Below are 10,845 nucleotides of genomic sequence, written 5' to 3' on the forward strand. Positions count from 1 at the left end.
GCACCTGGGCGACCGGCCCGACGACGCCCCGCCGGCCCACGCCGACGCCGCGCAGCACGCGGTCGGCGTCGCGGGTGCCGGGCGCGTCGGCCGCCGCCGGCGTGGCCGGCACCGTCGGCGTGCTCACGAGCCCGTGCCGGAGGCCGCCGGGGCGTCCTCCGCGTCGAGGTCGGTCTCGAGCAGCGTGACGAGGTCGTCGAGCACGCGCTCGGCGCCGTCGTCCGTGCTGAGCGTGACCTCCTCGCCGTGCGGGACGCCGAGCGACATGACGAACAGGATGCTGCTCGCGTCGACGGGGTCGCCGCCCGGGCGGGCGATGGTCACCGGGACGCCGGTCGCGGCGACGGCGTTCGTGAAGATCATCGCGGGGCGGGCGTGCAGCCCGACGCGGGACGCGACGACGGCGGTGCGCTGAGCCATGGTGCTGGTCCTCCGGGGTTCGTGCCGGTGCGGGAGTGGTGCGGGGACGGCGTCAGGCCGTCTGGCCCACGAGGGCCGCCTGCTCGTCGGCGGCCTGCTCGGCCTCGACCAGCGGGTTGGGCTTGGCGCTCTTGAGCGCGACGACGATCGCGGTCATGACGACCACGCCGATCACGATCGCGAGGATGAAGCCGAGCGGGTTGCCGATGAGCGGCAGGACCCAGATGCCACCGTGCGGGGCGCGCAGCGTGCTGCCGAACGCCATGACGATCCCGCCCGTGACGGCCGAGCCCGCGACGGACGACACGATGACGCGCCACGGGTCGGCGGCGGCGAACGGGATCGCCCCCTCGGAGATGAACGACGCCCCGAGCAGCCACGCGGCCTTGCCGTTCTCCTGCTCGGCGTGCGTGAAGAGCTTCTTGCGGACGACGGTCGCCAGCGCCATCGCCAGCGGCGCCACCATGCCCGCCGCCATGACGGCGGCCATGACCTTGTACTGCGTGGCGTCCGCGGTGAGGCCCTCGGTCGCCAGCCCGGTCACGGCGAACGTGTACGCGACCTTGTTGATCGGGCCGCCGAGGTCGAAGCCCATCATCGCGCCGAGCAGCACCCCGAGGAGCACGAGGTTGGAGCCGGACAGGCCGTTGAGCCACGAGCTCAGGCCGTCCATGAGCGACGCGATCGGGCGCCCGATGATCACGAACATCACCAGGCCGACGACGAACGACGACAGGAGCGGGATCACCACGACGGGCATCACGCCGCGCACGCCCTTGGGGACCTTCCAGCGCGCGATCCACAGCGCCACGAAGCCCGCGAGGAAGCCGGTGACGAGGCCGCCGAGGAAGCCGGCGCCCACCAGCACGGACACCGACCCGCCGACGAAGCCGGGCACGAGGCCGGGCCGGTCGGCGATCGCGTACGCGATGAACCCGGACAGCACGGGGACGAGGAACCCGAACGCGACGCCGCCGGTCTGGAACAGCAGCACCGCCCAGTCCTGCAGCGACACCACGTTGAACGACGTCATGAGGTCGTCGAGCGGCACCTCGGTGACGCGCACGACGCCCTCGTCGCCCCACGCGAGCTGCGCGAGCATGAACGACAGGGCGATGAGGATCCCGCCCGCGGCGACGAACGGGATCATGTAGGACACGCCCGTCATGAGCCACTGCCGGACGCGCGTGCCGACCCCGGCGTTGCTGTCGACCTTGGTCGTCGGGCCTGTCGGCCCGGTGCCGGCCGCGTGACCGGTGGCCGCGGGGGCGGGGACGCCCGACTCGACGGCCGCGACGGCGGCGGCGATGACGCCCGGCGCGTCGTGCACGGCCTTCTTGACGCCGACGTCGACGAACGGCTTGCCGGCGAACCGGTCCTTGTCCTTGACCTCGAGGTCCGCGGCGTAGATCACGCCGTCCGCGTCGGCGATGACGCGCGGGTCGAGCGGCATCGAGCCCGCGGCACCCTGCGTCTCGACCGCGACCTCGTGGCCGGCGGCGCGGCCGGCCTGCTCGAGGGCCTCGGCGGCCATGTACGTGTGCGCGATCCCCGTGGGGCACGAGGTGACGGCGACGAGCTTCATGCCGGCACGACCTCTCGGGTGACGATCTCGGCGACGGTCGCGGCGTCCGGCGCGTCCTTGAGCGACGTCCGGAACGACTCGTGCACGAGCCGCCGGGCGAGCGCGGCGAGGATCTGCAGGTGCGCGCTGTCGCCGGAGTCGGGCGCGGCGATGAGGAAGACGAGCGTCGCGGGGCCGTCGGGCGCGCCGAAGTCGACGCCGCCGGGCACCTTGCCGACGGCGAGGCTCGGCACGGTGACGTGCGCCGAGCGGGCGTGCGGCAGGCCGATGCCTCCGGGCATGCCGGTCGCCATCTGCGCCTCGCGGGCGCGCACGTCGGCGTGGAACCCGTCGGCGTCGGTCACGCGCCCGGCGGCGGCGAGCAGGTCGATGAGCTGGCGGGTCGCGTCGTCGCGGTCCGTGGCGACGAGGTCGACGGCGACCAGGTCGGCGGTGATGAGGGGGGTGGTCACGTCACAGCTCCTTCAGCGCGGTTCGGGGGTCGGGGTTCTCGACGACCTGGACGGTGTCGACGTCGATCTGGTCAGGGGTGGGGACGGCGGTCCCGGGGAGCAGGACCGCGGCCCTGCCGAACGCGACGGCGCGGCGCAGGCGGGCCGCGGAGTCGCCGTCCCCGGCGATGAAGCCGGCGAGGGTCGTGTCGCCCGCGCCGACCGTGGACAGCGGCACGAGCGGCGGGCCACCGGCCCACCAGTGGTGCCGCGCGGTGACGAGCAGCGCGCCGTGCGCCCCGAGGCTCACGAGCACGGCGCGCGTGCCCGCCTCGATGACCTCGCGCGCGGCGTCGACGACGTCGCCGACGGTCACGAGCTCGTGGCCGACGAGCTCGGCGAGCTCGTCGTCGTTGGGCTTGACGAGCGTGAGCCCGCCGGACCGGACCGCCCGCGTGAGCGGGAGCCCGGACGTGTCGAGCGCGAAGGGCACGCCGTGCCGGGCGGCGAGGCCTGCGACCTGGACGAAGAAGCACTCCGAGGCTCCGCGCGGCAGGGAGCCCGCGCTGACCAGCGCGGCGGGCTGCGTCGTCAGCTGCTGCTCGACGGCCCGCAGCAGCGCGTCGCCCTCCTCGTCGGTGAGCCGCGGGCCGGGCGCGTTGACCTTGGTGGTCGCGCCGCCCGCCTCCACGAGCGTGAGGTTGGTGCGGGTGTCCTCGGCGATCGGGACCGGCAGCGCGGGCACGCCCTGCTCGCCCAGCAGCTCGACGAGGCGCGCACCGTCGGCGCCGCCGACGGGCAGGACGGCGAGCGTCGGGACACCGTGCGCCATGAGCACCCGGGAGACGTTGATGCCCTTGCCGCCGGGGTGCACCCACGCGCCGTCGGCGCGGTTGACCTCGCCGACCGCGAGCCGGTCGACCTGCAGCGCGCGGTCGAGGCTCGGGTTCGGGGTGAGTGTGAGGATCATGCGCGCACCACCCGCGTCCCGGCCGTCTCGATCTCGTCGACGAGCTCAGGCTCCGCACCGGTGTCGGTGACGAGCGTGTCGACGGCCGACAGCGGCACGACGTGCGCGAAGTCGACGCGGCCGAGCTTGGTGTGGTCCGCGAGCACGACGGTCCGCCGCGCGTTGGTGACCAGCGCGCGCTTGACCGCGGCCTCGGCGAGATCGGGCGTCGTCAGCCCGTGCTCGACGGACAGCCCGTTGGTGCCGACGAACGCGACGTCGGCGTGGATGTCGGCCAGCGCCCGGACCGCCCACGTGCCGACCGCGGCGAGCGTGCGGCCGCGGACCGTGCCGCCCACCAGGTGCAGCGTGATGCCCGGACGCGTCGCGAGGACGGTGGCGACGGGCAGCGCGTGCGTGACGACGGTGAGCTCGCGGTCGTTCGGCAGGAGCTCCGCGAGGCGGACGGTCGTGGTGCCGGCGTCGAAGATGACGGCGCCCCCGTCAGGCAGCTCGTCGAGCGCGGCCTTGGCGATGCGCTCCTTCTCCCCCGCGAGCAGGCCCTCGCGGTCCGCGATGCCGGGCTCGAAGCCGAGGCGCTCCACGGGGATCGCGCCGCCGTGCACGCGCCGCACCAGGCCGTGCCGCTCGAGCGCGGTGAGGTCGCGGCGGATGGTCTCGGGGGTGACGTCGAGCTCGTCCGCGAGGGCGGTGACGTCGACCCGGCCCTCGGCGCGGGCGCGAGCCAGGATCTGCTGGTGCCGCTCCGGTGCGTACACGCTGCCTCCGTCGTGCCGGACACCGCGTTCATCGCGATGTCTGATGCGTCCAGAGTCCGCTTCTCACCCTGCCATGTCAAGAGATCCGGGCCCATTCGGACTTAAACAGACTTCTACCTGGGCAGACTCGGGCATCCGATCGTCCAGATTCCGGCCGTCGGACCACGCGCACGGGCGATCCGGACCCCGGGCGCTGATGAACGGGCACGACCGGACATCGCCGCAGACGTCGGACGCCCGCCCCGGCGGACCGGGACGGGCGTCGTCGAGCAGGGCAGACGTCAGTGCGGCTGGTAGGGCGAGACCACGACCTCGACGCGCTGGAACTCCTTGAGGTCCGAGTAGCCGGTCGTCGCCATCGCACGCTTGAGCGCACCGACGAGGTTGAGCGTCCCGTCCGCGGTGTGCCCCGGGCCGAACAGGATCTGCTCGAGGGAGCCGGCCGTGCCGACCTCGACGCGCTCGCCGCGCGGCAGGTGCGGGTGGTGCGCCTCCGGGCCCCAGTGCCAGCCCCGACCCGGCGCCTCGGTCGCGCGCGCGAGCGCCGCACCCAGCATGACCGCGTCCGCACCGCACGCGACCGCCTTCACGAGGTCGCCCGAGCGCCCCACGCCGCCGTCGGCGATCACGTGCACGTACCGGCCGCCCGACTCGTCGAGGTAGTCGCGCCGCGCCGCCGCGACGTCCGCGACGGCCGTCGCCATCGGCGCGTGGATGCCGAGCGACACGCGCGTCGTGTGCGCCGCTCCCCCGCCGAACCCGACGAGCACGCCCGCCGCACCCGTGCGCATGAGGTGCAGCGCCGCGGTGTACGTCGACGCGCCGCCGACGATCACCGGCACGTCGAGCTCGTAGATGAAGCGCTTGAGGTTGAGCGGCTCCGCGCGGCCCGACACGTGCTCCGCCGAGACCGTCGTGCCGCGGATGACGAACAGGTCGACGCCCGCGTCGACCACGGTCCGCCACAGCTCCTGCGTGCGCTGCGGCGACAGCGCGCCCGCGACCGTCACGCCCGCCGCCCGGACCTCCTTGAGCCGCTGGCTCACGAGCTCCGGCTGGATCGGCGCGGAGTAGATCTCCTGCATGCGGGCCGTCGCGCGCGCGACGTCGAGCGTCGCGATCTCCGCGAGGAGCGGCGACGGGTCCTCGTACCGCGTCCACAGACCCTCGAGGTCCAGCACGCCCAGACCGCCGGCCTGCCCCAGCGCGACCGCGGTCGCCGGGCTCATCACCGAGTCCATCGGCGCCGCGAGCACGGGCAGGTCGAAGTGGTAGGCGTCGATCTGCCAGCCGACCGAGACCTCCTCCGGGTCCCGCGTCCGCCGCGACGGGACGACCGCCACGTCGTCGAAGGAGAAGGCCCGCCGCCCGCGCTTCCCGCGCCCGATCTCGATCTCGTTGCTCACCGGACCAGGTTACCGGCGCACCGCGGGCCTCCGGCGCGCGACGTGTCGGTGCGCGGCGCTGTCGGTGGTCGGTGCGATCCTGGCGAAGCGGGCGGCACCACGAGCCCGTCACCGCCAGGCGCGTGCGCCGCGCGGTGAGCACGCCGGACGGACGAAGGACGCACGATGGGCTGGAACGACGGACCCTTGCTGGGCTTCGACACGGAGACCACGGGGCTCGACGTCGACCGCGACCGCATCGTCACCGCCGCGCTGGTCCGCCGTGACGCCGACGGCACGCACGTCCGCACCTGGCTGCTGAACCCGGGCGTCGAGATCCCCGAGCCCGCGGCGTCGATCCACGGCGTCAGCACCGAGCACGCGAAGGCGCACGGCGTCGCCCCCAAGGGTGCGCTCGACGAGATCGCCACCGAGCTCGCCGAGGCGTTCCGCGCGGGCGTCCCCGTCGTCGCCTACAACGCCGCGTTCGACCTGTGCCTGCTCGACGCCGAGCTGCGGCGCTACCGGCTGCCGACGCTGCCCGACCGGCTGCTCGGCGCGGCCCGGCCCGTCATCGACCCGCTCGTGCTCGACCGCGCCGAGGACCGCGAGCGTGAGGGCAAGCGCAAGCTCGTCGACCTGTGCGGTGTCTACGAGGTCGTCGAGTCGGGCGAGCTGCACAACGCCGACGTGGACGTCGTCGCGACGCTCGACGTGCTCGAGCGGATCGTCGGACGCTTCCCGCACCTCGCCGACCTGGACCTCGACACGCTGCACGAGTACCAGGTGACCGCGCACCGGGCGTGGGCGGAGAGCTTCAACGCGTGGCGCACCGAGAAGGGCCTCGACGGCCCGGGCGCGGAGCCCACCTGGCCCGCGCGCGAGCCCGTCGGCACCCTCTGGTAGCCCGCGGACACCCGCCTCCGCCGCCCCCCCACGGCGCGCCGCGGCCGCCTGGCGCCTCTGCCGCGCACGACGACGCCCGGGCCCCACGTGCGGGACCCGGGCGTCGTCGGACGTCAGCGGTGCGAGCTGTAGTTCGGCGCCTCGACCGTCATCTGGATGTCGTGCGGGTGGGACTCCTTGAGCCCGGCCGCGGTGATCCGCACGAACTGGCCCTTGGACTGCAGCTCGGGGATCGTGTGCGCGCCGACGTAGAACATCGACTGGTGCAGGCCGCCGATGAGCTGGTGCGCGACGGCCGCGAGCGGGCCGCGGTAGGGCACCTGGCCCTCGATGCCCTCGGGGACGATCTTCTCGTCGGTCGTGACGTCGGCCTGGAAGTACCGGTCCTTCGAGTACGAGACGCGCCCGCGGGACGCCATCGCCCCGAGCGAGCCCATGCCGCGGTAGTGCTTGAACTGCTTGCCGTTGACGAACACGAGCTCGCCCGGCGACTCGTCGCAGCCCGCGAGCAGCGAGCCCAGCATCACGGTGTCGGCGCCGGCGACGAGCGCCTTCGCGATGTCGCCCGAGTACTGCAGGCCGCCGTCGCCGATGACCGGCACCCCGGCGGGCTTGCACGCCTGCGCCGCGTCGTAGATGGCCGTGACCTGCGGGACGCCGACGCCCGCGACGACGCGCGTCGTGCAGATCGAGCCGGGGCCGACCCCGACCTTCACGGCGTCCACGCCGGCCTCGACGAGCGCGGTCGCACCCGCGGTCGTCGCGACGTTGCCGCCGATGACCTGGACGGCGCGCGTCGACGGGTCGGACTTGAGGCGGCGCACCATGTCGAGCATCAGCCGCGCGTGGCCGTTCGCGGTGTCGACGACGAGCACGTCGACGCCGGCGTCCACCAGGGCGGTCGCCCGCTCCCACGCGTCGCCGAAGAACCCGATCGCCGCACCGACGACGAGGCGGCCCTCGCCGTCCTTCGTCGCGTCGGGGTACTGCTCGGACTTCACGAAGTCCTTGACGGTGATGAGCCCGCGCAGCACGCCGGCGTCGTCGACGAGGGGCAGCTTCTCGATCTTGTGCTTCGCGAGCAGCGCGGCCGCGTCGTCGCGCGCGATCCCCACGGGTGCGGTGACGAGCGGCATGGGCGTCATGACCTCGTGCACGCGGCGGTGCTCGAAGTCGGCGGCCGGGACGAACCGCAGGTCGCGGTTCGTGATGATGCCGAGGAGGCGGTCCTGCGCGTCGACGACCGGCAGGCCGGAGACGCGGTAGGTGCCGCACAGGCGGTCGAGCTCGGCGAGCGTCGCGTCGGGCGAGACCGTCACGGGGTCGGTCACCATGCCGGACTCGGAGCGCTTGACGCGGTCGACCTGGTGCGCCTGGTCCTCGATCGACAGGTTGCGGTGCAGGATCCCGATGCCGCCCTGCCGGGCCATCGCGATCGCCATGCGCGACTCGGTGACCGTGTCCATCGCCGCCGACAGCAGCGGGACGCGGACCGAGATCTCGCGCGTGAGCCGGGAGGTCGTGTCGACCTCGCTCGGGATCACGTCCGTCTCCCCCGGGAGGAGCAGGACGTCGTCGTACGTGAGCCCGATCCGCGCGAAGGGGTCGGCCTGCGAGGGGGTGCCCGTCATCGCCCCAGGATACGTCCCGCGACGGGCAGCCCCGGCCCCCCGGTCCGCCTCCCGGACGCCGGCCCGACGCCCGCAGGGACGTCGGGACCGCGGCCGGTCGTCAGCGGATGAGCCCCCGGCGCAGGCCGATCGCGACCGCCTGCGCGCGGTCCTTCGCCCCGAGCTTGCGGAACAGCCGGCGCGCGTGCGTCTTCACCGTGTCCTCGGAGAGGAACAGCTCGGCGCCGATCTGCGCGTTCGACCGGCCGTTGCTCATCCCGACCAGCACCTCGACCTCGCGCTTCGTCAGCGGTGCCGGCCCGGGCTCCGACGACGCGGGGGCGCCGTCGTGACCGTCGACCGTGCCCGACGCCGGGCGCGTCCCGTCCAGACCCGACCCGCCCATCGGCGTCGGCACCTCGACCGTCGCCCGCGGACCCTGCACCGGCAGCACCGCGCTCGCGAGCACGTGCGCCGCCACCGCCGACAGCTCCGCGCGGCCCACGTCGGGCGCGAGGAAGCCGCGCGCACCGAGCTGCAGCGCCCGGTCCAGCGCGACCGAGTCGTCGGGGTTGGCCAGCAGCACCACCGCCGCCGACGGCGAGACGGCACGCAGCCGTCGGATCGCCTCGGTGGCGCCGGGCGCCGGCAGGTGCGCGTCCAGCAGGACGACCGTCGGCGGGACCCTGCGTGCCAGCGTGATCAGCTCGTCCACCGATGCTGCCGCTCGCACCGGGGTGAGAGCGGGCACACCGATGGAGGTCACCACCAGGCGCTCGCGGATCACCGCTGAGCCGTGACAGACCACGACTCCCGCCATCGTTCCTCCTGTTTGCCCAAGACCGTCTCGTACGCCCGTCTGCTCCGACGGGCGGCGCGGCCCCTGCCGACCTGTCCGTCATCCGAACGGTTGATTCAGCACGGATATCGGTCGGCGCGCACGCAGACGTTAGCCCGCCGGGGCACTCCTGCGCCTCCCCCTGCCCTGGTTCCTCCCGCCGCGGGGGCTCCTGGCGGGGAATGTCCACTGGGCCGGACGGGGGACACCCGGCGGGTCGACGGGCCCTCGCCCGGCCGGGTGAGGGCCGCTGTGCGCCTCCAGGCCGCCCTGGGGCCCCGCCGCGATGCACCGGGCCCGCGGTGCCGAGACCACGACGGTGCCGCGGTGCCGAGACCACGACGGTGCCGCGGCGCCGAGACCACGACGGTGCCGCGGCGCCGAGGACGGCGCACGTGCCGTCAGGGGCGGTCGGCGGGTGCGGCGACCGCGAGCACCTCGTGCAGCAGGCCCGTGAAGGTGCGCGCGCGGTGCACGTGCCGCTCGACGGGCACGTGGCGCTGCGCACCGTCGGGCAGCATGACGAACTGCGGCAGGTCGGGGCGGTCCTGCGCGAGCCGGACCACGACCTCGAGCTCGGGCTCGGTGCGGCGCCCGACGGTGACCACGGCGCGCGCACGCGTCATCGCCACGAGCTCCGACGCGTGGTGCGGGGTCACGGGACCGCCGACGAGCCGGCCGTCGACCCCGCTCTCGACGAGCGCGCCGGCCAGCGCGTGCGCGACGAGCGGCCGCTCCTCCCCAGGCGGCACGAGGACCAGGACGACCGGGCTGCCCGCGGCGGGCGGGTCGACGGTCGCGTCGCGCAGCGCGGCGGACGCGGCGGCGCGGACGGTGAGCGCGGCGTCGACCCCGGGCCGGTCGACGACGGTCCGGCGGGCGAGCTGCGTGAGGGCCGGCTCGACGAGGTCGGTCCACCACCGCGCGACGGCTCCGGGCGTGCCGGGGGCGAGGGCGAGCAGCCGGGCGCAGCGGTCGGCGTCGTCCGCGAGCGCCGCGTCGACGACTGCGGTGGGGCTCGCGTCGGGGTGCGGGGCGACGGGCCGTGCGCGGTGGCCGTGCTCCGCGGACACGTCGGTCGCGAGCGCGAGGCGCGCGGCCTCGCCGGGCGCGACGCCCTCGAGCGTGAGGCGTCGCATGACGAGCAGCCGCTCGACGTCGGTCCCGCTGTAGCGCCGGTGCGCACCCGCGGAGTGCTCCGACGGTCCGAGCCCGTAGCGCCGGTCCCACGTGCGCAGCGTCGCCGGCGCGACGCCGAGCCGGCGCGCGACGGCCGCGACGGCGAGCGCGGGCGCTCCCGCGTCGGGCGCCGTGGCCGTGGGCGTCGACACGTCCTCGTCGGCGGGCATGACGCGATTGTGCCAGTGCTGCTGGGGTCGCCGTGCGGTGACGGCGACGACGCGCGGGCCGGACCGCGCCAGCCGACCTGGGCGTCCGCTCAGAAGCGCGTCATCACACGATCGTGCGAAGCAGTCTTGAACAACTTCTGGCGCGGTTGTAGCGTTCAGCCCACAGCACCACCCGCACCACCGTGCGGGGTGCCTGACAACCGAGCTACCGAGCGCGCTGGAGCCCACGGCCCGCCGACTCGGAATGACTGAGGAGGACGCATGGCGGAGATCTCGCGGTTGCCCGGACCGGTGATGGACCTGTGGGAGTGGCAGTTCGAAGGCGCCTGCCGCGACGCCGACCAGGACCTCTTCTTCCACCCCGAGGGCGAGCGTGGGTCGGCGCGCCGGCGCCGCGCGGAGGCGGCCAAGGCCATCTGCGCGACGTGCCCGGTGCTCAAGGAGTGCCGTGAGCAGTCGCTCGCGGTGCGCGAGCCCTACGGCGTGTGGGGCGGCCTCTCGGAGGACGAGCGGGCCGCGATCCTGGCGCAGCGCAGCGGTCGTCGCGCGGTCGTCTGACCCGCAGACCCACGAGACCACGAAGGCCCCCCCCC

At 74.7% G+C, this 10,845-nt stretch carries 11 protein-coding genes; 2 read left to right on the forward strand and 9 right to left on the reverse strand.

Going from position 1 to position 10,845, the window contains the following annotated elements; genetic code table 11:
• Window positions 1-123: 123 nt before the first annotated feature.
• The 6 genes from CTKZ_RS15710 to CTKZ_RS15735 form a co-directional block, all read right to left on the reverse strand.
• Window positions 124-420, reverse strand: a complete 297-nt coding sequence (locus tag CTKZ_RS15710; protein ID WP_124343827.1) for an HPr family phosphocarrier protein — start codon at window positions 418-420, stop codon at window positions 124-126.
• 52 nt (window positions 421-472) lie between these two features.
• Complete coding sequence (locus CTKZ_RS15715) at window positions 473-2,005, reverse strand: PTS fructose transporter subunit IIC (RefSeq protein WP_124343828.1); 1,533 nt, start codon at window positions 2,003-2,005, stop codon at window positions 473-475.
• Complete coding sequence (locus CTKZ_RS15720; RefSeq protein WP_124343829.1) at window positions 2,002-2,457, reverse strand: PTS sugar transporter subunit IIA; 456 nt, start codon at window positions 2,455-2,457, stop codon at window positions 2,002-2,004. Before CTKZ_RS15720 ends, CTKZ_RS15715 begins: the two co-directional genes overlap by 4 nt.
• Before the next feature lies 1 nt (window position 2,458).
• Window positions 2,459-3,406: a 1-phosphofructokinase gene (pfkB, locus tag CTKZ_RS15725; protein WP_124343830.1), complete on the reverse strand. Its 948-nt coding sequence runs from the start codon at window positions 3,404-3,406 to the stop codon at window positions 2,459-2,461.
• Entirely contained in the window at window positions 3,403-4,164 is a 762-nt protein-coding gene (locus CTKZ_RS15730; RefSeq protein WP_124343831.1) for a DeoR/GlpR family DNA-binding transcription regulator, read from the reverse strand. The genes pfkB and CTKZ_RS15730 overlap by 4 nt, the downstream gene beginning before the upstream one ends.
• Before the next feature lie 281 nt (window positions 4,165-4,445).
• Window positions 4,446-5,570, reverse strand: a complete 1,125-nt coding sequence (locus CTKZ_RS15735; protein WP_124343832.1) for a GuaB3 family IMP dehydrogenase-related protein — start codon at window positions 5,568-5,570, stop codon at window positions 4,446-4,448.
• Window positions 5,571-5,735: 165 nt separating this feature from the next.
• On the opposite strand from CTKZ_RS15735, the gene CTKZ_RS15740 reads away from it, so the two are divergent.
• Entirely contained in the window at window positions 5,736-6,455 is a 720-nt protein-coding gene (locus CTKZ_RS15740) for an exonuclease domain-containing protein (RefSeq protein WP_124343833.1), read from the forward strand.
• 113 nt (window positions 6,456-6,568) lie between these two features.
• On the opposite strand, the gene guaB is transcribed toward CTKZ_RS15740, so the two are convergent.
• The 3 genes from guaB to CTKZ_RS15755 all read right to left on the reverse strand — a co-directional run bounded on the left by guaB (window position 6,569) and on the right by CTKZ_RS15755 (window position 10,252).
• Window positions 6,569-8,086: an IMP dehydrogenase gene (gene guaB, locus CTKZ_RS15745; RefSeq protein WP_124343834.1), complete on the reverse strand. Its 1,518-nt coding sequence runs from the start codon at window positions 8,084-8,086 to the stop codon at window positions 6,569-6,571.
• 100 nt (window positions 8,087-8,186) lie between these two features.
• Window positions 8,187-8,780: a response regulator transcription factor gene (locus tag CTKZ_RS15750; protein ID WP_443090081.1), complete on the reverse strand. Its 594-nt coding sequence runs from the start codon at window positions 8,778-8,780 to the stop codon at window positions 8,187-8,189.
• A 524-nt stretch (window positions 8,781-9,304) separates the two neighbouring features.
• Window positions 9,305-10,252, reverse strand: coding sequence for a MerR family transcriptional regulator (locus CTKZ_RS15755; protein WP_124343836.1), 948 nt, complete (start codon window positions 10,250-10,252; stop codon window positions 9,305-9,307).
• A gap of 261 nt (window positions 10,253-10,513) precedes the next feature.
• On the opposite strand from CTKZ_RS15755, the gene CTKZ_RS15760 reads away from it, so the two are divergent.
• Window positions 10,514-10,810 (forward strand): WhiB family transcriptional regulator, encoded by a 297-nt coding sequence (locus CTKZ_RS15760; protein ID WP_124343837.1) that lies wholly within the window; start codon window positions 10,514-10,516, stop codon window positions 10,808-10,810.
• Window positions 10,811-10,845: the final 35 nt, after the last annotated feature.

The organism is Cellulomonas algicola, from assembly GCF_003851725.1.
Classification (GTDB): Bacteria; Actinomycetota; Actinomycetes; order Actinomycetales; family Cellulomonadaceae; genus Cellulomonas; species Cellulomonas algicola.

Coding starts and splice junctions, on each gene's coding strand:
- CTKZ_RS15710 (WP_124343827.1), bottom strand. CDS start 420: ATGGCTCAGCGCACCGCCGTCGTCGCGTCCCGCGTCGGGCTGCACGCC.
- CTKZ_RS15715 (WP_124343828.1), bottom strand. CDS start 2,005: ATGAAGCTCGTCGCCGTCACCTCGTGCCCCACGGGGATCGCGCACACG.
- pfkB (WP_124343830.1), bottom strand. CDS start 3,406: ATGATCCTCACACTCACCCCGAACCCGAGCCTCGACCGCGCGCTGCAG.
- CTKZ_RS15740 (WP_124343833.1), top strand. CDS start 5,736: ATGGGCTGGAACGACGGACCCTTGCTGGGCTTCGACACGGAGACCACG.
- guaB (WP_124343834.1), bottom strand. CDS start 8,086: ATGACGGGCACCCCCTCGCAGGCCGACCCCTTCGCGCGGATCGGGCTC.
- CTKZ_RS15755 (WP_124343836.1), bottom strand. CDS start 10,252: ATGCCCGCCGACGAGGACGTGTCGACGCCCACGGCCACGGCGCCCGAC.
- CTKZ_RS15760 (WP_124343837.1), top strand. CDS start 10,514: ATGGCGGAGATCTCGCGGTTGCCCGGACCGGTGATGGACCTGTGGGAG.